General features: G+C 68.8%; 16 protein-coding genes. 12 read left to right on the forward strand and 4 right to left on the reverse strand.

Annotated elements, in window-relative coordinates:
• The first annotated feature begins 103 nt into the window (after nt 1–103).
• From I6A60_RS36200 to I6A60_RS36220, 5 genes are all read left to right on the forward strand, one after another.
• Nucleotides 104–1,627: a diguanylate cyclase domain-containing protein gene (locus tag I6A60_RS36200; RefSeq protein ID WP_307874042.1), complete on the forward strand. Its 1,524-nt coding sequence runs from the start codon at nt 104–106 to the stop codon at nt 1,625–1,627.
• A 73-nt stretch (nt 1,628–1,700) separates the two neighbouring features.
• Nucleotides 1,701–3,374, forward strand: coding sequence for an AMP-binding protein (locus tag I6A60_RS36205; protein ID WP_203015190.1), 1,674 nt, complete (start codon nt 1,701–1,703; stop codon nt 3,372–3,374).
• Nucleotides 3,375–3,560: 186 nt separating this feature from the next.
• Entirely contained in the window at nt 3,561–5,351 is a 1,791-nt protein-coding gene (locus tag I6A60_RS36210; protein ID WP_203015191.1) for a hydantoinase B/oxoprolinase family protein, read from the forward strand.
• Nucleotides 5,348–7,438 carry a hydantoinase/oxoprolinase family protein gene (locus I6A60_RS36215; protein ID WP_203015192.1) on the forward strand — a complete coding sequence of 697 codons (2,091 nt, stop codon included), beginning with the start codon at nt 5,348–5,350 and terminating at the stop codon, nt 7,436–7,438. Before I6A60_RS36210 ends, I6A60_RS36215 begins: the two co-directional genes overlap by 4 nt.
• On the forward strand, nt 7,435–7,857 hold the full coding sequence (locus tag I6A60_RS36220) for a VOC family protein (RefSeq protein WP_203015193.1): 423 nt from the start codon (nt 7,435–7,437) through the stop codon (nt 7,855–7,857). Before I6A60_RS36215 ends, I6A60_RS36220 begins: the two co-directional genes overlap by 4 nt.
• Nucleotides 7,858–7,903: 46 nt before the next feature.
• Here I6A60_RS36220 and I6A60_RS36225 read toward each other — a convergent pair whose 3' ends face one another.
• Nucleotides 7,904–8,572 (reverse strand): TetR/AcrR family transcriptional regulator, encoded by a 669-nt coding sequence (locus I6A60_RS36225; protein ID WP_203015195.1) that lies wholly within the window; start codon nt 8,570–8,572, stop codon nt 7,904–7,906.
• Between the two features lie 46 nt (nt 8,573–8,618).
• On the opposite strand from I6A60_RS36225, the gene I6A60_RS36230 reads away from it, so the two are divergent.
• A complete protein-coding gene (locus I6A60_RS36230; RefSeq protein WP_203015197.1) occupies nt 8,619–9,287 on the forward strand; it encodes a TetR/AcrR family transcriptional regulator in 669 nt (222 codons plus the stop codon).
• Between the two features lie 22 nt (nt 9,288–9,309).
• On the opposite strand, the gene I6A60_RS36235 is transcribed toward I6A60_RS36230, so the two are convergent.
• Nucleotides 9,310–10,596, reverse strand: coding sequence for an acyl-CoA dehydrogenase family protein (locus I6A60_RS36235; RefSeq protein WP_203015199.1), 1,287 nt, complete (start codon nt 10,594–10,596; stop codon nt 9,310–9,312).
• The gene (locus tag I6A60_RS36240) at nt 10,586–11,746 is read right to left on the reverse strand and encodes an acyl-CoA dehydrogenase family protein (RefSeq protein WP_203015201.1); all 1,161 of its coding nucleotides are present in this window, start codon (nt 11,744–11,746) and stop codon (nt 10,586–10,588) included. Before I6A60_RS36240 ends, I6A60_RS36235 begins: the two co-directional genes overlap by 11 nt.
• Nucleotides 11,747–11,996: 250 nt before the next feature.
• Between I6A60_RS36240 and I6A60_RS36245 the strand changes: the two genes are divergently transcribed.
• Genes I6A60_RS36245 through I6A60_RS36260 form a run of 4 tightly spaced genes read left to right on the forward strand, consistent with a single transcriptional unit; the run spans nt 11,997 to nt 16,806 of the window.
• The gene (locus tag I6A60_RS36245; protein ID WP_203015203.1) at nt 11,997–13,154 is read left to right on the forward strand and encodes an acyl-CoA dehydrogenase family protein; all 1,158 of its coding nucleotides are present in this window, start codon (nt 11,997–11,999) and stop codon (nt 13,152–13,154) included.
• On the forward strand, nt 13,151–14,275 hold the full coding sequence (locus I6A60_RS36250) for an acyl-CoA dehydrogenase family protein (protein WP_203015204.1): 1,125 nt from the start codon (nt 13,151–13,153) through the stop codon (nt 14,273–14,275). The genes I6A60_RS36245 and I6A60_RS36250 overlap by 4 nt, the downstream gene beginning before the upstream one ends.
• Complete coding sequence (locus tag I6A60_RS36255; RefSeq protein WP_203015206.1) at nt 14,272–15,558, forward strand: amidohydrolase family protein; 1,287 nt, start codon at nt 14,272–14,274, stop codon at nt 15,556–15,558. The genes I6A60_RS36250 and I6A60_RS36255 overlap by 4 nt, the downstream gene beginning before the upstream one ends.
• A gap of 18 nt (nt 15,559–15,576) precedes the next feature.
• A complete protein-coding gene (locus I6A60_RS36260; protein WP_203015208.1) occupies nt 15,577–16,806 on the forward strand; it encodes an SfnB family sulfur acquisition oxidoreductase in 1,230 nt (409 codons plus the stop codon).
• Between the two features lie 38 nt (nt 16,807–16,844).
• Here I6A60_RS36260 and I6A60_RS36265 read toward each other — a convergent pair whose 3' ends face one another.
• Nucleotides 16,845–17,654 (reverse strand): FadR/GntR family transcriptional regulator, encoded by an 810-nt coding sequence (locus I6A60_RS36265; protein WP_203015210.1) that lies wholly within the window; start codon nt 17,652–17,654, stop codon nt 16,845–16,847.
• A 636-nt stretch (nt 17,655–18,290) separates the two neighbouring features.
• On the opposite strand from I6A60_RS36265, the gene I6A60_RS36270 reads away from it, so the two are divergent.
• The gene (locus I6A60_RS36270; RefSeq protein WP_203015213.1) at nt 18,291–19,757 is read left to right on the forward strand and encodes an aldehyde dehydrogenase family protein; all 1,467 of its coding nucleotides are present in this window, start codon (nt 18,291–18,293) and stop codon (nt 19,755–19,757) included.
• Between the two features lie 147 nt (nt 19,758–19,904).
• Nucleotides 19,905–21,116: an ABC transporter substrate-binding protein gene (locus I6A60_RS36275; RefSeq protein WP_203015216.1), complete on the forward strand. Its 1,212-nt coding sequence runs from the start codon at nt 19,905–19,907 to the stop codon at nt 21,114–21,116.
• The last annotated feature ends 113 nt before the right edge of the window (nt 21,117–21,229 follow it).

Below are 21,229 nucleotides of genomic sequence, written 5' to 3' on the forward strand. Positions count from 1 at the left end.
CGGACGGACACCTGCATGACATACCCGAACCCGCCAGATATCAACATCATCCGAGCCGCTTAAATTAGCGGTATTGCGCCGCGGACACCCGCGGACTCTCCTGGTGCGCGCCGCTCTGCCGTATCTGGCGCTTGGCGCCGCCGGCGTTCTGGTGCTCATCCAGCTGATCGTGAACAGCTCCATCGACAGCGTCGAGCGAGGCATCCTGATCGGCCTGCTGCTGGTGGTCCTGATCCGCCAGCTGATGACCTTGGGTGAGAACAGCCGGCTGCTGGCGTCCGTCGAGGCCAGTAGGCAGGAACTGCGCTATCAGGCGCTGCACGACCCGCTCACCGGGCTGCCGAACCGCGTACTGTTCGCCGATCGGCTGCGCCGCGCGCTCGCGCTCCGCGACAACCGGCCGTTCTCGTTGGTGTACTGCGATCTCGACGACTTCAAGCGCGTCAACGACACTCTCGGACACGCGGCCGGTGACGAGCTGCTCAGGACCACCGCGGCGCGGCTGCGCAACGGTGTCCGGCCAGGCGACACCGTCGCCCGGCTCGGTGGGGACGAGTTCGCGATCCTGCTCGAACGCGGCCATCGGGATCCGGAGGCGCTGTGCTGGCGGCTCGCCTCGATGATCCGGGCCCCGACCACGCTTAAGGGACACCCCCATCCGGTCGGCGCCAGCCTCGGGCTCGTCGTCGCGGACTCGACCATTCCTCGAGAGCCCGATGCCCTGCTGCGCGACGCCGATCTGGCCATGTACGCCGCGAAGCGCCAGGGTAAGGGCGGCCTGATTGTCTATCGGCCGGAGTTGACGACGGCCGAGTCGGCCCCACAGATCCGTTCCGACCTGGAACAGGCACTGCGCGGCGACGAGCGTCATGGAACCGTCAGGGTCCGCTACGACCCGGTGGTCGAGCTCCGCACCGGGCATACCTCCGCCCTCGACGCGGTGCCGCTCTGGAACCACCACCAGCTCGGAGAGGTCGCGCCGGACCTGCTGGACCGGATCGCCGACGAGGCAGGCCTGACCATGCTGCTTGTCGGCCGGGTACTTCGCGAGGTCTGCCGCGACCTCTCCGAGCGGAGAAGCCCCGAGCCGACCCCGGTGTTCGTCAGAGTGTCGGTAGGCCGTGGCCTGGACAAACAGCCCGCCGATGTCGGGCGTCTCCTGGCCGAGTGGAGCGTGCCCAATCGGACGATCATCCTGGTACTCGCCGACTCGGGTGGCACCGTCGACCTGACTGCCGCGGCCACCATGCTGCAAAGCATTGGCGACTCCGGCATTCGCCTCGCCCTCGACGGCGTCGGTGGGACGGCGGGCGCCTTCGGCGGATGGCACAACAACCTGCCGATCGAGATCATCAGGCTGGACCGGTGTTTCACCGATCCCGACGCCACACCGGCTCCCACCCGCACTCGTATCGTGCGGGAGGCGATCCTCGGCGTCGGCTCGCGGCTCGGCCTCACGGTCGTCGCCACCGGTGTCAGGAACCCGATCCAGGCCCGTGAGCTGGCCGACGCTGGATGTCCGCTGGGCGCCGGCCCTCTTTACGACTCGTCCGGCCCCCGTCGCACGTCGCCGACGGGGGCCGAGGACGTGTCCGCCTGCCAGCCGGCCGGGCGCCGCCAGGCCTGAGCCGGGACGCGCTGTCCCAGGGGGCTGCCACGCCCGGCTGCGTCGGAGCGCCGCAGGCGATACCGTCCTTCGCATGACGCAAGTGTCACACCGGGCGCGATCTGTTCAAGATCTTGTTCTCGGAAGAGCTGGTGACAAGCGGGTTGGACTCGTTTTCGAGGGCCGATCATGGACCTGGGAGGAGGTGACGCGAGCGTCGGCTCAGTGCGCGCACGTCCTGCGCTCGTTGCGAACGGACGGCCCGTTTCACATCGGCGTGCTGCTGGAGAACGTGCCGGACTTCCTCTTCCTGCTGGGCGGCGCGGCCCTCGCCGGGGCGACGGTCGTCGGGATCAACCCGACGCGGCGCGGGGCCGAGCTCGAACGGGACATCCGCCATACCAGCTGCCAGTTGATCATCACCGACGAGCGGCGGGCCGCTCTGCTCGACGAGCTTGACGTCGCCCTGCCCGAAGACCGAGTCCTCGACGTGACCGACCCGGCCTGGACGGAGCGCCTGGCCGCCAGCGACGTCGACCTGACCGAGGAGCCGGTCGAGCCCGAGGACCTGTTCATGCTCATCTTCACCTCGGGATCCACCGGGGCACCGAAGGCGGTACGGGTCAGCCACCAGCGACTGGCCCGTACGGGCTCGCTCGGCTTCTCACCAGAGGATGTCCTGTACTGCGCCATGCCGTTGTTCCACGGCAATGCGTTGGCGAGCTGCTGGATTCCCGCGCTGGCATCGGGCGCACGCATCGTACTTCGGCGAAGATTCTCCGCCACGGGTTTCCTGCCCGACGTCCTGGCCCATCGGGTCACGTTCTTCAACACCGTGGGCCGGGCGCTCTCCTACGTGCTTGCCACCCCTCCATCGCCGGACGACGCTCACACGACGCTGAGGATGGTTCTCGCGCCGGAGGCGTCGCCACGCGACGCCGAGGCATTCCGCCAGCGTTTCGGGTGCCGGGTCGTGGAAGGATATGGATCGAGCGAGGGAACGATTGTCCTGCATCCTCGACGCGGCTGCCCGCCTGGTTCGCTCGGGAAGCCGGTCGGGGGCGCCGACATCGCCGTCGTCGACCCAAAAACGAGAATGGAGTGCGTGCCGGCGGTCATTGATGCCGCGGGCCTCGTCCTGAATCCGGGCGAGGCCATCGGCGAGATTGTCCGCCGAGACGTCGGAACCTCGTTCGAGGGATACTACAACAACGATCAGGCGCAGGCCGAGCGGGTGCGCGACGGATGGTTCTTCTCGGGTGACCTTGGGTATCGCGACGCGGATGGCTGGTTCTTCTTCGCGGGGCGGCAGGGCGACTGGATCCGGGTCGACGGGGAGAACTTCGCCGCGTCAGCCGTAGAACGAATCATCGAGCGGCTCCCGGGCGCGAGCGGCGTCGCCGTGTACGGCGTACCGGACTCGCACTCCGGCGACCAGGTCATGGCGACGGTCGAGATGGCCGATCCGGCGTCGTTCGACCCGGCCGAGTTCGCCGCGTTCCTCGCCGACCAGCGCGATCTCGGGACGAAATGGGCTCCGCGGTTTGTGCGGGTCGTCGACAGGCTACCCGTCACCGCCACGAACAAGGTCGACAAGCAGCGCCTGCGCGCGCGACGTTGGCTTCCGGCCGACTGGACCGCCGACCTCATCTGGTGGCGACCAGACCCCCGCGCTTCCGCGCACTACGCGCGGTTGACCGGGCGGGACGCGGATGAGCTGGCCGCCGAGTTCGTCCGCAACGGTCGTTCCTCCGTCCTGCTCGCCTAGGGCTGCGTCCGGGCCGGCTCGGGTCGCTGACACGATCGTCAGATCGCCCCCCGTGCTCTTCGCTGGCCAGCTCACATAGGCTAGGGCTAGGCTGACGCAAACGTCCGAAACCGGCTCGGAGCTGCTCGAGGGTCAGGCCGCGCGTCGCGACCGCGACGCCGGCCACCGCCTGAAGAGGGAAGGCACATGACGACCAACACCATCGACCTGGTCAGCGCCGAGGTGATTCGTTCGGCGATGGAGACCGTCTGCTTCGAGATGGCCACCTATGTCTCGCGAACGGCGACCACGCCGATCCTCAACCAGAGCAACGAGCGCAACGCGACGATTCTCGACGGCCAGGGCCGACTCGCCGCGCTGTCCGTCGGCATCCCACAGTTCATGCTGAGCGCGACGCTGCCCGTTCGCTTCGCGATCGATTTCTACGGTGACGAGCTGCGTCCGGGGGACGTGATCGTGGCCAATGATCCCTACCACGGCGGGGGTCATCTACCCGACTTCAACGTGTTCGCCCCGGTCTTCGCCGACGGCGAGCTGATTCTCATCGCGTCGATCCAGTGCCATCACGGCGACACCGGCGGCGCCGTGGCCGGTGGTTACAACACGACCGCCCGGGACATCTACTCCGAGGGCACGCGGTACCCCCTGCTGAAGATCATCGATGGTGGGGTCGAGCGCCGCGACGTGGTGCTGACCATGCGGGCCAACAACCGGCTCGCCGGCTTCATCGGCGACCTGCGCTCGCAGGTCGGGGCGGCCCAGCTGGGCGCCCAACGGCTGACGGACATCATCGAGCTCCATGGCGCCGCGACCGTGCGGGCGGCGGTGGACCATTCCATCGATGACGCGCGGAACCGGTTCTCGCGGGAGATCGCCCAGTGGCGGGACGGCACCTACGAGGCGGACGTGTATGTCGACAGCGACCCGCAGGGGAACACCGACATCCACGTGCACGTCGCCGTCACGGTGGACGGTGACCGGCTGACGGTCGACTTCGCCGGCTCCGACACGAGGCCGCAGATCGCGGCCTGGTCCACCTTCGGCAACACCCGGGGAAACGCGATCGCCCAGCTCGCCAGCCTCGTCGACTCGACCATTCCCAAGAACGAGGGATTCTTCGAGTGCGTCGACCTGCGGGTACCCGTCGGCTGCTGCCTGAACCCGACGGAAGGCAAGCCGGTCAGCAGCGGGACGCATCACCCGGGCGTCGAGGTGAGCGACGCCATCGCGATCGCGATGGCCCAGATCCTGCCCGACCGGTGTTCACCCCAGACCTACAAGTACGGCAGCCCGCGCCAGATGTGGGGTGACCACGACCCGCGCACCGGCCGACCCTTCTTCGACCACGGCGGCGAGGTCAATGCCGGCTGGGTGAACGCCGTCAAGGGCGTGGACGGCTGGGGAGCGCTGGCGGCGGCCAGCGGGAACCTCATCAAGGCATCAGCCGAGCTCAACGAAACGATCTTCCCGCACCTGCTGCGCGGTCGCAACTATCTGACGGACTCGGGAGGACCCGGTCAGTGGCGCGGGGCCTGCGGCAGTCATTTCATCAAAGAGGCCCGCACGCCGACCTACGTCAACCAGTACGTCGTCAACCAACACCATGTCCATCCGGGGATCGCCGGTGGGCGTTCGGGAGCCCCGGACTCGTGCCTGCTCAGCGCGGGCACCGAGCGCGAGGTCGCGGTCTCTCCCGTCGTCACCAACCATCTCCTGCACACGGGCGATCAACTCGTCTACCGGTTCGGCGGCGGTGGCGGCTGGGGCGATCCGTTGCTCCGTGATCCCCACGCCGTCCTCGACGACGTGTGGGACGAGTACGTGTCCGTCGAGGGCGCCCGCGAGGACTACGGCGTCGTGGTCACCGGATCGGTCGAGGCGATGGACCTCGCGCTCGACGAGCCGGCGACGGCGGAACTTCGGTCCAAGCTCGCCGGCGACCAGCGCCCCGGCTCGATGAGAGGCGATGCTGCATGAGCGGCTACCGGATCGGCGTCGACGTCGGCGGAACCTTCACCGACTGCGTCCTGCTCCGTCCCGACGGTTCTCTTGTCGTGGAGAAGACCCCGACGACGCCGCACGACCAGTCGGAGGGCGTGCTGGCCGGGTTACTCCGCCTCGCGCGCGCCGAGGGCCTCGACGACAGTCCCGCACTGCTCGCCGACACGGAGTCGATCGTCCACGGGACGACGGCGGCCGACAACACGATGATCGAAATGTCGGGGGCCTCGACCGGGCTGCTCGTGACGGAGGGATTCCGGGACGAGATCGAGTTCCGGCGTTGCTTCAAGGAGGAGATCTGGGACCCGGCCTTCCCGGCGCCGGCGCCGATCGCGCGGCGACGGGTCCGGCTTGAGGTCCACGAACGGCTGACCCCGGCGGGCGACGTCGAGACGCCGCTGGACGAGGAGTCGGTGCGCAAGGCCACCGCCCGGCTGCGCGCCTTCGGCGTCACGTCGATCGCGGTCGTCTTCCTGCACTCGTATGTCAATCCCGTCCATGAGCTGCGCGCGCGGGAGATCATCCGCGACGAGTACCCGGACGTCGAGCTGATCTCGCTGTCGCACGAGGTCTGGCCCAAGCCACCCGAGTTCGAACGTACGTCGACGACGCTCGTCAACGCCTATGTCGGTCCGCCGATCGTTCGTTACCTCGACCGGCTGGAACGGCGCCTGCTGGAGGCCGGTTACGGCCGCGAACTGCTGCTCGCCACGAGCTCTGGGGGAGTGGCCACTCCCAGCCAGATCCGCGCCCGCGCGTTGGCGACGATCAGTTCGGGCCCGACGGGGGGCGTGGTCGCCGCGGCCTCAGCGGCCCGCGCCGCCGGGCTCGGTGATGTCGTCAGCATCGACATGGGCGGAACCAGCTACGACGTGTGCCTGATCCGGGGCGGCCGTCCCGAGGTGACGAGCGACTGGAACTGGCGGCACCGCTACTGCATTGCCCTGCCGATGGTCGACGTGCACTCGGTCGGCGCCGGTGGCGGCTCCGTGGCCAGTGCCCTTGACGGGTCGCTGCGGGTCGGCCCCGAGTCGGCGGGCAGCGTCCCCGGCCCGGTCTGCTACCGGCGCGGTGGTACCCAGGCCACCGTCACGGACGCGGACCTGGTGTTGGGCCGCCTCGACCCCGAGGCCTTCTGGGGCGGCCGCCTGGCCCTGGACGTCGAAGGCGCGCGCGCCGCCCTCGCCGACGTCGGCGCGAGTCTCGGCCTGGACGTCGAACAGACCGCCGTCGCCGTGGTCGACATCGTCGATGCCCACATGTGTGACGCCGTTCGCCGCGTTCTGTCCCTGGCCGGCGTCGATCCCCGCCGGCTGGACCTCGTCGCGTTCGGCGGTATGGGCGCCGTGCACGCGACCGCGCACGCGGCGGCGCTCGGCATGCGTCGTGTCCTCGTTCCGAAGGCCGCGGCGGGACTGTCAGCCCTCGGCCTGCTCACCGCCGATCACATGATTGACGACGCGCGCACCCTGGTTGGTCCCTGGCGTGAGATCGATCTGGACAGACTCACCGCGCTCGCTGACGAGCTCGCCGATCGGGCGAACGGCGAGCTGACCGCGGCTGGCCTGACGCCCGACCGAATACGCCTGGAATGGCGGCTCAACCTGGTCTACCCAGGCCAGACCTTCGACGTGGGAATCCCGCTGGAACGGCGCGACGGCGAGGCCGTCCGGGCCGAGGCCGTAGCGGAGGCCGTCGAACGATTCCACCGATCCAACGAGGAGGCCAGACTCATCGAGGCCCGTTCGCAGGAACCGGTCGTGCGCGGCATCCGTCTGGTGGCGACGGGTCTGGTGGACCAGCCGCGACTGGCCCAGCTCGAACCCTCGAAGGAACCACCGGTCCCGATCGGTCATCGCCGGCTCTACGCGGGCGGCGAATGGCATGACAACGCGCCGGTCTATGACGGTGATGCCGTCCGCCCGGGCCCGGTCATCCACGGACCGGCGCTCGTGCAGAGTCGCTTCACGACACTGGTTCTGGCGCCCGGCGACGCCGCGAGGACGCTCGCCAACGGTGATGTCGTCGTAGAGGTCGAGGCCGGGTCCGGCGGCCGCGGGTGAGCACGGCATTCGGCCATGTCGGCCATTGCGTAAGCGACCTGCCCCGGGCTCGCCGGTTCTATGAAGAACTGCTCGGGTTCACCTTTGACAGAGCACTGACCATCCCCGACGACATGGTGACGACGTTGCTCGACGTCGACGCGCCCGCCAACCTCACCGCCGTCTACCTCCGGCTCGACGGTCTGGTCCTGGAGCTGCTGCACTTCGACCGCCCGGTGGGCCTGCCCCCGCCTCGCCGTCGGTTCGATGAGCCAGGACTCACCCACCTGTCGCTGCGCGTGTCGGACCTCGCCGCCGTGGCGCGCCAGGTGGAGACCTACGGCGGTGAGGTTCTGCCGGGAACGCCCGCTCCTGACAGGGTTCTCATTATCCGTGACCCGGACGGGCAGCGCGTCGAGCTTGTGGCGGCGCGCGGCTGACCAGCGCCTTCCGGGAACCCAGATCAGGTGGCGGAGAAAACCAGAGCTAGCTCGCCGCGGGCAGCGGCAGCGGACGCGCGTCGAGATCCACCTCGGGGTGAACCATGCGGAAGGCGACCACCGCCAGGGTGTTGACGACCGTCACGCGACCGACGTCGAGGTGGTACGCGGCGGACGCATAGCTGAACCGATCCACCATGGCGAGCAGCGCGACCGCGGTGAGATGGGAGTCGACCTCCGGCGGGAGGCTGCCGCGCAGGCGGCGGGCGAGCAGCTGGGCGGACTTGGTCACGAGCTGCGCGCCGAAATGCCCGTGCGGGCTGTCCGGGCTCTCGTTCTCGACGAAGACGCGCAGCATGGGAAGCCACTTGTCGCAGACCGTGAGATAGGTGTCGATCCAGTCGTGGACCGCCTGATAGCCATCGAGGTCCGCGGTGACTTCACGAAGCGACGTGAAGGTGTCCAGGACGTCCCACTCCACCTCGTGGAGGACCTCCGTGAACACGGAATCCTTGCTGTCGAAATACTGATAAAAAGCGCCGCGAGAAACCTTGGCGACGGTGGCGATCTCTTCTACCCGAGCTCCGTGCAGCCCGCGGCGGGCGAAGACCTTCGTGGCGGCCTCGACGAGCCGTCGCTTTGTGTGCTGACCTCGGTCGCCGATCGCGCTGCCCGGACCAGCGGTGTTTCGTCGCTGTGTTACCTGCTCCGCCACACCCGTAGCATAGTGCCGACCTGCCGGGGAGGAGCCGCGAGCACGCATGACGGAGCGCACGAGGGAGGACCCGACCGGTCCCGCGGTGGGCCGCCGGGCCCTGGCCAGGCGGCCGTCGAACGCGCGGGAGGAGACCCCTGGCGGGGCGCGGATGGTGCGTCGGCTGCTGGACGCGGGCCTGGTGGTGTTCGCGCGCCGGGGCTACCTGGCGGCCCGGGTTGACGACATCACGGTAGCCGCGGACGTCTCTCACGGGACGTTCTATCTGTACTTCAAGAACAAGGAAGCCCTTCTCCACCGGCTCGCGCGCGAATGCGCGGCGGAACTCGACACGCTTATCGTCGCGCTTTCTTCGTTGTCCACCACGCTCGACGAGGAGAGCCTCTCACAGTGGCTCCGCGACTTCGTCCGGGTTTACCAGCGCTATGGGCCGGTGGTGCGGATCTGGTTCGAGGCCCATGACCCGGACGCGCTCATGCAGTCGATGGCTGACAACGTCTTCGAGGGCCTGATGACCGGGCTCGAGCAACTGGTACGCCATCGGTTGCCCGCCGGCGCCGATCCCGCGGTCGCCTCGCTGGCCGCGGTCGGCATGCTCGAGCGGGTCAGCTACTACCTGACGTCTCACCCGGAGGTCTTCGACGAGGAGGCGATCATCGCCGTCCTCTACCGGATGTTCGCCGGCCTCACGTTCCCGGCGGCGGGAACCCGATGACGGCGTTCGGGACGTTCGCCGGTCAGCTCGCCGGCCCGGTGCGGACGGACGGCGTACTGCGCACGTCCCGGAAGGGCAGGCCACGGTCAGGCGCCGCCTCCCGCGGCATACCGAGTACGCGCTCGGCGACGGCGTTGCGTGCCATCTCCGTGGTGCCGCCGGCGATGCTCATCAGCTGGCGAACCAGATAGCCGGTGCCGTGGCCGCGCACCCGCTCGTCGTCGTCGTCGGCCCAGACGACCGCATGGCGACCGGCGAGCTCGAAGCCGATCGTCGCGAGCCGCGCCTCCACCTCGCCGTGCATCAGCCGGCTCACGGAGGCGAGCTGGTCGGTCGCCACCTGATCGGCGATGGCCGCCTGCACACGGCGGTCGAGCTCACGCGACACGACCCGAAGGACGTGGGCCTCGGCGACGAGCTCCCGGGCGGTCGGATCGTGGCGCCGGCCGACGAGCTCGGCCAGGCGGAGCAGGTCGGCGCCGGATCCGCTCGACGGCTCGCCGCCGGCGTCGGCGGAAACCGGTCGTACCGCGAGCGGTGAGGAGTGAATGGTTCGTTCGTGGAACATCCACCGGGTCGCCACGGTCCATCCGTCGTCGACCTGGCCGACGCAGGCGTCGGCTGGCACGACGACGTCCGTCAGGAACTCCTGGCAGAACTCCTTGTTGCCGTTGATCATCTCGATGCGGGAGACCTCGATCCCCGGCTGGTGGATCGGCAGCATGAAGACGGTCAGCCCGCGGTGTTTGGGAACGTCCCAGTTGGTCCTGGCCAGGCAGAGCGCCCAGTCCGACCACCAGGCGCCCGTCGTCCAGATCTTCGACCCGTTGAGCACCCAGCTGTCCCCCTGGCGCTCGGCGCTGGTCCGCACCCCGGCGAGGTCCGACCCCGAGCCCGGCTCGGAGAGGAACTGCATCCAGAACTCCTCGCCGCGCAGGATCGCCGGGATGTGCGCCAGTTTCTGCTCGTGGGTGCCGAACTCGAGGAGTATGGCCGCGCACGGCGTCATCGTCGGGACCTGCATGCGCATCGGATAGCGGTAGCCCGCGAGCTCTTCGCCGAACGCCGCCGCGTGCGCGGGAGTCAGTCCCAGCCCGCCATACTCCTTCGGAAAGCAGATGCCGGCGAACCCGCCGTCCCAGAGCAGCCGCTGTATCCGCCGCTCCTCGGCGACCTCGGCAAGCTCCTGCTCGTCGGAACGGGCGGCGAGTGGCCCGCGGTCACGGTCGGTCGCGGGCGGCAGGTTCGCGCGCAGCCAGTGCCGGGCACGCGACCGGAACTCACCGATCGGCTCGCTCTCATCGGTCATCAGACGACGGCTCCTGTTCGATGTCTCGTCGTTCGATCAGATCGGCGAGCCGCATCCGATGCTGGCGCGGTGTCCCGAGCAGCATGCTCGACAGTGCGACCCGGCGAAGATAAAGGTGCAGATCGTGCTCGTACGTCAGGCCGATTCCGCCGTGCAACTGGACGCACTCCTGGCACAGTTCCGGGCCGCGGTCACCGATGTACGACTTCGCGACGCTGACCATCTCGATCGCCCGGCCGAGATCGTCACAAACCGCGGTCGTGACCGCGTCGACCAGCGCGTGGCTGGCCTCCAGCCACATCTTCATGCTGGCGAAGCGGTGCTTGAGCGCCTGGTAGGACGCCAGCGGCCGGCCGAACGAGTATCGGTCGGCGGCCCAGGCGACGGTCAGGTCGAACGCCCTGTCCATCGCCCCGACCATCTCGGCCAGCTGGATGACAAGCGCGTCGCAGACCTGACGTTCGATCTCGGTGGTAGCCGCGTCGGGCTCACCCAGCAGGCTCGTCGCCGGCACCTGGACATCGTTGAAGTCCACCCGGGCGAAACGGCGGCTCACGTCGATCGAGCTCAACGGTCTGGTGACGACCCCGACGCTCGTAGCGGGCACGAGCAGCTGCAGCATCCCGCCCGGAGCCCGGGCGGTCACCAGGAACAGGCTCGCCTGGGCACCGTGCTCGACCGGAGCGGTCCCGCCGGACACTATCCAGTCCGGTCCCGCGGGCCGGGCGACCACTGAGCCGGCTCCGGGCAGACCGGTCAGCTCCGGCGCCGCCGGGCACCACGCCGCGACGGCCTCCCCGGAGACCAGCGGGTCGAGCGCGCAGAGGGCGCGGTCGTCGCCCACCCGGGACAGCGCCGCGGCCACGACATTCGTTCCCAGCAGCGGCCCCGGTGCCGCGGCCCGCCCGAACTCGCGGGCCACCAGGGCCAGATCGCGCAGGCCGTCGCCGCTGACAGTCCCGCCGCCGTGTTTCTCCGCCACCAGCAGCGAGGTCCACCCCAGCTCCGCTCCAGTCGCCCAGTACTCCGGTCGGTAGCCGTCCGCGGTGTCGCGAAGGTCGCGCAGCGTTGCCGTCGGGACCGTGTCCTGGAGGAACTTCCGGGTCGTCGCCACCAGCAGTTCCTGGTCCGCCGTGAGGCCTGACTTCAACTGTCTTCCTTCCCCTCGTCGGCGCGGGGCGGCCCCGCCCTAGCCTGCCGCGGGCCGGCCCAACATTACTATGATTATCCTGATAGTGCGCCAGTCCAGGGCGATCGACTCCGCCGGGCCCGAGCAGGCCCCCGGCCTGCGGCGGCGCTTGACCGGATAATGGTTATCCTCTTAGTGTGGCCGCCATGTCGAACAGCTCCGTGCGAGGCGCGTGGCAGCCGGAACCAGTGCGGATCGGCCGGTAGGACCCGTGGACTTCTCGTTGCCAGTCGAGGCGGAACTCTTCCGCGCGGAGCTGCGCGCGTGGCTCGCCGCGAACCTGACGGATGACGTCGTGTCGGCCGGTCGCCGCCGGGGGTCGGACCCGAGGTCGTTCGAGACGCTGCGCGGGTGGGACCGGGTGATGGCCGACGCGGGGTGGGCCGCCGTCTCGTGGCCACGCGAGTACGGCGGCCGCGGCGCGACGGCGCTCGAGCAGCTCGTCTACGCGGAAGAGGTCACCGGGGCCGGCGCGCCCCTGCCGATCAACATGATCGGCCTGAACAACATCGCGCCGGCGATCATGCACTACGGAACGGACAGCCAGAAGAGCGCGCTGCTGCCGCGGATGAGGCGGGCCGAGGACATCTGGTGCCAGGGCATGTCGGAGCCTGACGCGGGCTCGGATCTCGCCTCCCTGCGCACCCGCGCGGTGCGCGACGGCGACGAGTTCGTGATCAGTGGCCAGAAGACCTGGACCTCACTCGGGCACTGGGCCGACTGGTGCCAGCTGTACGTGCGCACCGATCCCGAGGCGCCCAAACACCGGGGCATCTCGTGCCTCATCGTCGACATGTCCCTGCCCGGCATCGACGCCCGCCCGCTGACGACGCTCGGCGGCGAGACGGACTTCGCCGAGGTCTTCTTCGACGACGTGCGTGTGCCGGCCACCGCTCTGCTCGGGCCGTTGAACGCCGGCTGGCAGGTCGCCACCACGACGCTGAGCCACGAGCGCGCCGGAGCCGCGCGGCTCTATGCCGAGCTGCAGATCTGGCTCGATGACCTGGTAGACGACCTCGCGCGTGCGGAGTCGGGCGGCCGGCGGCCGTTGAATGACCCGTCCACACTTCGCCGGATCGGAGAGATCGCCGTGCGCATTGATTTCCTGAAACGGTTATGCCAGCGCTCGATCTCCGCGGGCCTTCATGGCGGTGACCCGTTCGGCTCCGCGAGCCTGGCCAAGACCGTGTGGGGCGAGGTCGGCCAGGACCTGGCCGCTCTCGCGTTCGAGCTGCTCGGCGCGCTTGACGCCGGTGGTCGGTGGGCACAGCTGCGCCTGTCGTCGCGCGCGCTCACCATCGCCGGGGGCACGACGGAGATCAACAGGAACATCACCGCGCAGCGAGTCCTCAGGCTGCCGCGCGGATGAACCTCGAACCGACCGAAGAGCAGCGGGCCCTGCGGGCCACGGTCCGGCGCTTTCTCGCCGAGCGGGCGACCGTCGCGGAACACGTCCGCCCGATGCTCGACGACCCGACGGGAACGACCCACGTCGTCTGGCGAGGTCTGGCCGACCTTGGTACCACTGGCCTGCTTGTCGCGACCGAGCATGGTGGCGCCGGTATGTCCCTGGTCGAGGCGGGGATCGTGCTGGAAGAACTGGGCGCCGCGCTGTACCCGGGCCCCTGGCTGTCCAGCGCGGTCGCGGCCGCCCGCGCTCTCGCGCGGACCGGGGCCGGCGGCGACGAGGCCACCAAGCTGCTGGCGGGGATCGCCGACGGGGACACGATCGCGACTGTCGGCCCGCTGGAGGCGACCGACGGCTGGCCGACGGCCGAGCTTCGGCGCGATGGATACTTCCTGCGCGGCGGAATTTCCTCCGTACCGGATGCCGCGGCGGCCGACGTCCTGCTCGTGCTCGCCACCGGTCGTGATGACGAGGTCGGCCTGTTCCTGGTCGACGCGACCGGCGTCGGCGTCGCCGTCACCCCGCGGCCGACGATCGACCAGACCCGGAAGCAGTTTCAGGTCACCCTCGAGGACACCCCGGCGCGGCACCTGTCGAACGTGTCGCCGGAAGCGTTGAGCGCCCTCGTCGACGACGTGCTCATCGCGGCGGCCGCGGACGCGGTCGGAGCCGCGCAGGCGGTCCTGGACCTGGCGCTCCAGCACGCGACCACGCGACGGCAGTTCGACCAGCCGATCGGATCATTCCAGGCAGTGCAGCGTCTGTGCGTGGACATGTACGAGTCCGTCGAACTGGCGCGCAGCGGCGTCCTGCACGCCCTCTGGGCCGCCGACGCCGGTTCCGCCGAGGAGCGGCACCTGTCCGCCCTGCGGGTGAAGGCGTTCTCCGGGCGGCTCGCCACGGTCGGTGACACCGCCATCCAGGTGTTCGGCGGTCTTGGCTACACCTGGGAACACGGCGCCCACCTCTATCTCAAGCGGCTGCTGAGCTGGAGCGCGCTGCTCGGCGAACCGGACCGCTATCTGAAGGAAGTCGGCTCGGCACTCACCCGCTCGTTGACAGGCACGAGGAGCCCGCTGTGAAAATAGAGGATCTCATCCTGGTCTCGGTCGACGACCACGTCGTCGAACCGCCGGACCTGTTCGACGGGCATATCCCGGCCCGCTACTCCGAGCGGGCCCCGAAGATCGTCACGAAGGATGACGGCACCAACGCCTGGGTTTTCGAAGGGCAGGAGGCCACCAATGTGGGCCTGAACGCGGTCGCGGGCCGCCCACCCGACGAGTACGGCGTGGAGCCGACGCGGTTCAGCGAGATGCGCCCGGGCTGCTACGACATCGACGAGCGTATCCGGGACATGAACGCGAACGGCGTCGCCGCGTCGCTGAACTTTCCCTCCTTCCCGCAGTTCTGCGGCCAGTACTTCGCGCGCGCCGCAGACAAGGACCTGGCGTTCGCCGTCCTGCGCGCCTACAACGACTGGCATGTCGACGAGTGGTGCGGTACCCACCCCGGCCGGATGATCCCGCTCGCCCTTCCACCGATCTGGGACCCCCACCTGATGGCGGACGAGGTCCGGCGCATGGCGGCCAAGGGATGTCACGCCGTCAGCTTCTCCGAGAACCCGGAGAAGCTGGGATATCCGTCGTTGCACAACGACCACTGGGACCCGTTCTGGCAGGCCTGCTCGGAGACCAACACGGTCGTCTGCCTGCATATCGGCTCGTCCTCGCAGGTTGTTGTCACCTCGATCGAGGCGCCCGTCGACACCATGATCACGCTGCAGCCGATGAACATCGTGCAGGCCGCGGCGGACCTGATATGGTCTCCGGTCCTGCGGAAGTTCCCCGACCTGACGCTGGCCCTCTCCGAAGGCGGCATCGGCTGGGTGCCCTACTTCCTGGAACGTGTGGACTACGTCTACAAGAACCATCGGGGCTGGACCCATCAGAACTTCGGCGACAGGCTGCCGAGCGAGGTCTTCCTCGACCGCGTCGTGACCTGCTTCATCGACGACGGCTTCGGCGTCGAGAACCGCCACCGGCTCAACATCGACATGATTACCTGGGAATGCGACTTCCCTCATTCCGACTCGACCTGGCCCAACTCGCCCGAGGCGCTCGGCAAGTACCTCAGCGGCGTGCCCGACCAGGAGATCGCGAAAATCACCCACGAGAACGCGCTGCGCGTGTTCTCCTTCGACCTGCACAGCCACCTGCCCAGGGAACAGGCGACCGTCGGCGCGCTGCGGGCGCTGGCCGCGGACGTCGACCTCGGCTACAGATCATCGGCCCGGCTCAGGAAGGAAGGCACCGAGGCGGTCACCATGTTGGATCTCGCGCGCCAGCTGCCGACCTCCGCCTGAGTGACGAGGAGATTGGCGATGACCGAAGAAGCGGCCGAGTCGAGGGGGGCTGACGTCATCTCCTCGGATGCCGAAGCACTTGCGGTAGCTCGCGAGTTGGCCGAGACGTTCGCCGTCGAGGCCTCGGCGCGTGACCGAGAGCGTCGGCTGCCGCTGGCCGAGGTGGACCGGATGTCCGCGGCCGGGCTGTTCGGCGTGACGGTGCCGGCCCGGTTCGGCGGGCCCGATGTCCGGGTGGCGACCCTGGCCGAGATCTTACGGCTGCTGGCGGTGGCGGATCCGAACATCGGGCAGATTCCGCACAGTCACTTCGTGTACCTCCAGGTCCTGCGCGAGCAGGGCACCGAGGCGCAACAGAAGTTCTTCTTCGCCGAGGTACTCGCCGGACGCCGGATCGCGAACGCGCAGTCCGAGCGGTCCAGCCGGACCATCGTCGAGGACGAGACGACGCTGACCGCGGACGGCGCCGCCGGATTCCGCCTGCGGGGCGAGAAGTTCTACGCGACAGGGGCACTGTTCGCTGACTGGCTGGCGGTGCGGGCCGTGCTGCCGGAGGCGCCGTTGCTGGCGAACGGGCTGCCGCCGAAGGCGGTCGCGTTCGTACCGCGTGACGCCGACGGGATGACGCTGCTGGATGACTGGGACGGCATGGGGCAGCGGACGACGGCCAGCGGTACGGTCCGGCTCCAGAATGTCTCGGTGCCGTCCGAGCACGTCGTTCCCTACAGCCCGATCTTCGAGAATCCCACCACCTACGGCGCGTTCGCGCAGGTGCTGCACGCCGCCCTGGATGCCGGGATCGCCCGGGCGGCGCTGACCAGCGCGGTCGTACAGATCGGCCGGGCGCGGCCCTGGTTCGAAAGCGGGGCCGAGCGCCCGGTGGACGACCCCCTGCTGGTCCAGGAGGCCGGCCAGGCCGAGGTGAACGTGCGGGCGGCCGAGGCGCTGGTGGCCGTCGCGGCCGACGCGATCGATCGGGCCCGAGCGGACCTGACCGAGTCGTCGGCGACCGAGGCGTCACTGGCCACGGCCGCGGCACGAGTGACCACCGCCCGGGCCGCGGTCACCACCGCTTCGAGCCTGTTCGAACTCGCTGGAGCGCGTTCAGCGCTTGAGACGGCGAACCTGTCCAGATTCTGGCGCGACGCGCGCACACATACGCTGCACGATCCCACCCGTTGGAAACTCCAGCACGTCGGCCGCTGGCTGCTGCGGGATACTCCGCTGCCCCGCCACGGCCTGCTTTAACCCAAAGGCCGTGGCCCGCGGCGTGTATCTGATGTCTGTCAGACGATGCTTCGGAACCCAAGATTCCGCGTCGGCGGACCCGTCAGATTCACCGTGATCGTCGGATCGACGAGCCGCATCGCGGTCCTGGACTCCTCGAGATGCCTGCGGGTGAATTCCTCGGCCGTGGTGCCGTCGCCCGACTCGATTGCCCGGGTGATCTCCACGTGACCGCGCAGGGATGCCTGAGCCGCCTGATCGTTCCTAACCCCGGCCGCATCAGCCTCTCCTGAGACGTGATACGACCAAACCTGATCCACTGCCGCGAGCGCCAGGTACATCGTGTGATTGCCGCAGTTCTCCACGAGCGTTCGATGCCAGGCGCCCAGGATGCGCGCGAGCTCCGCCGGATTCGCGTCGAGCGAGGCCTGCGCCCGTTCATTCAGCGCGACCAGCAGAGGTACCACGGTCTGCTGCCGGTCCTCGCGTCCGGCGGCGAGGCGGGCACACATCGGTTCAAGGGTGAGGAGAGCCGTGGATACGTCGGCAAGAGTCACGCGATGTGACTGCATCACCAGACCCAGCTGATAGGCCGCACCCCGCGCATCGGGCGCGTGCACAACCGCGCCGCCAATGTTTCCGCGGCGAACTGTGACGAGGCCCTCGGTCTCGAGGATGCGCATGACCTCACGCAGGGAGGCGCGCGCGATACCGAACTCCGCCATCAGGTCATCTTGCTTGGGAAGAAGGTCGCCGTCCGCGAGCTCCCCGTTGACGATTCGGGACCGCAGGACGCCGGCGACCGCCTCGGCTACGCGCGGCACCGCCATCGGCCTGATGCGCCGGTCGGATGCGTCAGAGAGAGCCACCCACAGCATGATACGGAGGTCGCTCCGTTCTGGGCCGACCGGCCTGAACCTCACGTGGCCCCGTCGGAGAACGTCATCGCGCAACGCCCAACCGACTCCGATCCGCTCACCGCCAGAAGTCGCTGAATCGCGACCGCGCGGTCGTTCGACCGGGTTTTCCGTCCCGCCTTGGGGGACTGTCAGGGTTTCACCCGTCAGGGCGGCTGCCTCTGCCGGCGACGCCCCGCGAGTCAGGACACCGCGGCCGCGGTCGTCGTAGGCCCTCCTTCCATGGCGCCGACGCTGCGCGCGCCGGTCGCGGGTCTGCCCGCCGTCGTGCCCGCCAGGACGTCCGCCCGTCGGCTGCGGGTCGTGGCCGGCCGGAGCGCAGCTGCGCCGAGCGCGGTCACCGGCACGCCCGGTACCTGCGTCGCGCATCGCCCCTCCGCGCGATACTGACATCCGCGTCAGTGCCGATGTAGTCTGCATCTGGCTCGTCCATGGGTCTGAAAATCCTTCAAGGTGACAACGGCGTCATAGGAGGAAGTTCCCCACGGCGCGTCCGGGCGAGGGCCACACCCATGCGCAAGGACCATGGAAGGCGGCGGACATGTCGACCCCTGTCGGCGACTCGGGCGCCCGAGCGACGGTCGCTTCATGATCGACGAAGAGTCCCGCCTGCTGGTCAACGGGAGACTCACGCGGGCCACGGGTGGTCGATCGTTCGACAATCTGAACCCGGCGACCGAGAAGGTCATCGGCCGGGTGGCGGACGCCGAGGCCGTTGATCTGGATGCGGCCGTGGCCGCGGCCCGCCGGGCGTTCGACCAGACGGGGTGGTCCGTCGACCGGTCGCTGCGCAGGCGATGCCTGCTCCAGCTGCAGGAAGCGCTGGAACGGGAGCGGGAGGAGATCCGCGCCGAGCTGGTCGCCGAGGCCGGCTGCCCGGTCTCGATGACGTACCTGACCCAGCTCGACCTGCCGCTCGCGGACGCCCTGCGGTGGCCGGCGGCGGCGATCGACGACATCCCGTGGGTGCGCGACCTGCCCGTGGTCGAGCTGTTCGGCCTGCGCAGCTGGCGCAAGGTCGTCAAGGAACCGGTCGGGGTCGTCGGCGTGATCACGCCGTGGAACAACCCAGTCGGAATAACTCTGTCCAGGATCGGGCAGGCGCTGGCGACGGGCAACACCGTCGTTCTCGCGCCGGCGCCGGAGACGCCCTGGACGGCGGCCCGTCTCGGGCGCCTGATCGCCGAGGAGACCGACATTCCACCGGGCGTGGTCAACGTCATCACGGCGTCGGACCGTGCGATCGGAGAGGCCCTGGTCAGCGATCCGCGGGTCGACCTGATCGCCTTCACCGGCTCGACGGCCACCGGCCGGCGGATCATGGAAAAGGGAGCCTCGACGCTCAAGCGTCTCTGCCTCGACCTGAGTGGCAAGTCCGCCGACATCATCCTGGACGACGCCGACTTCGCCGCGAAGCTCTGCCTGGCCTGGATGGTGTGCCTGCACGGCGGACAGGGCAGCGCGATGCCCAGCCGCCTGCTGGTGCCTCGTGCTCGTTACGGCGAGGCGATCGACCTGGTGGCCGAGGGGTTCTCGAAGGTGCCACTCGGAGATCCGACGGATCCCGCGAACATCCAGGGTCCCCTGATCAGCGCGCGGCAACGCGACCGCGTTCTGCGCTCCATCGCCGGCGGCGTGCGTGAGGGGGCCCGCCTGGTGGTTGGCGGCGGACGCCCGACCCATCTGGAAAAGGGGTACTACGTGGAGCCCACGCTGTTCGCGGATGTCGACAGCGGTATGACGATCGCTCGCGAGGAAATCCTGGGACCCGTCCTTGTCATGATCCCGTTCGAGGACGACGCCGACGCCGTCCGGATCGCGAACGACAGCGGTTATGGGCTTTCCGGCGCGGTGACGTCTGGCTCCGGGAAACGCGCCGAGTCCGTCGCGGCGCGGCTCAGGACCGGGCGGGTCTCGGTGAACGGGGGAATCTGGTACGGCGCCGATCTTCCATTCGGCGGCTACAAGGCGAGTGGAATCGGTGTCCAGAACGGCATCGAGGGCCTCGAGCAGTACCTCGAGACGAAGGCCCTGTCCGGTCTGGTCGGTCGGTGACGAACGTGCGGCCGCCGCGCGATGGTGTCTCCCCCTGAGGGCGTGACGTCCTCACCCGTCACCACCCTGACCTCGGGTACGGCCTTCGAAGTTCGCGTATCACTCACTCACGCGAAAGGGCGGGCTTTGATCACTATTCGCAGGAGAATGTTGGCCGCGACCGCGGCCGCGCTGGTTGCTCTGGTCGGCTGTGGATCCTCGAAGTCGGCTGGGGCGAAGACAGGCGAAGATGGCGGCCCGACCTACACGTTAGGCGTGCTCGCCGACATCACGGGACCCGCCGCGTCGGCAGGCAAGACCCAGGTCGATGGAGTCAAGGCGGGCACCATCCTTGCGTCGCGCGAGGGCTACAAGATCAAGTACATCGTCGCCGACACGCAGACCTCGCCGACGGCCACGCTGGCGGCCGCGACGAAACTCGTGACACAGGATCACGTGTTCGCGGTGATCGCCAACTCCTCGCTCACCTTCGCCGCGTCGGCCTATCTCACGGCGCACCAGGTACCCGTGATCGGTACATCGATTGACGGGCCAGAGTGGATCACGGCGAAGAACATGTTCTCCGTGATCGGCGCCATCCACGGCACCTACGTGGGAACGACGCCGGGCAAGTTCCTCAGGATGCAGGGTGTCACGAGCCTCGCCGCCGTGGGCTACGGAATCTCGCCGTCGTCGTCGGAGAGCGCCAGGACGACCGTCGAGTCGGCGAAGGCGGCGGGAATCAAGGTCGGATACCTCAACGCGCAGGTCCCGTTCGGGAGCACCGATGTGGGTCCACTGGTGCTGGCGATGAAGGCGGCCAAAGTCGACGGGTTCTTCGCCTCGACCGACCCGAACACGGCCTTCGCCGTCATCTCCGGGCTGAACGCGCAGGGCGTGAAGCTCAAGGCCGCCCTGATGTTCACGGGCTATGGAGGTGACCTGATCCAGGCCGGCCCGGGGGCGCTGGAAGCGGCGCAGAACGTCTACTTCGGAACCCTGTACGAGCCGGTCGAGCTGCAGACCACCGCGACCAAGCAGTTCGTGGCCGACCTCAAGAGCGCCGGTGTGCAGGGCGCACCGACCTTCGCCCAGTACAACGGGTACGTCTCGATAGGTCTATTTCTCCGCGCGGTCAAGGCGGCCGGAAAATCGCCGACGCAGGCCTCGCTGATCAGCGCCCTGTCGGCCGTCCACGACTTCGACGCTGTCGGCCTCTTCGGCGGGCAGAAGCTCGATATCAACAACAGGGCGAACCTTGGTTTCGGCGTTCGCAACTGTCTTTACTTTGTAAAACTGGTGGGCAAGACATTCAAGATGGTCTCCGGTGCCGATCCGCTCTGCGGCGAGGTCATTCCTGGCCTGACGGTGCCATCCTAGTTCCGCGCAAGTGGTAGACACCGCCTCTGGAGGATTTATGACCAGTCCCAGGTTTCCTGTGTTCGACGCTGACAACCATCTGTACGAGACGCGTGACGCTCTGACGAGGCATC

Source organism: Frankia sp. AgB1.9, assembly GCF_016786355.1.
Taxonomy (GTDB): Bacteria; Actinomycetota; Actinomycetes; order Frankiales; family Frankiaceae; genus Pseudofrankia.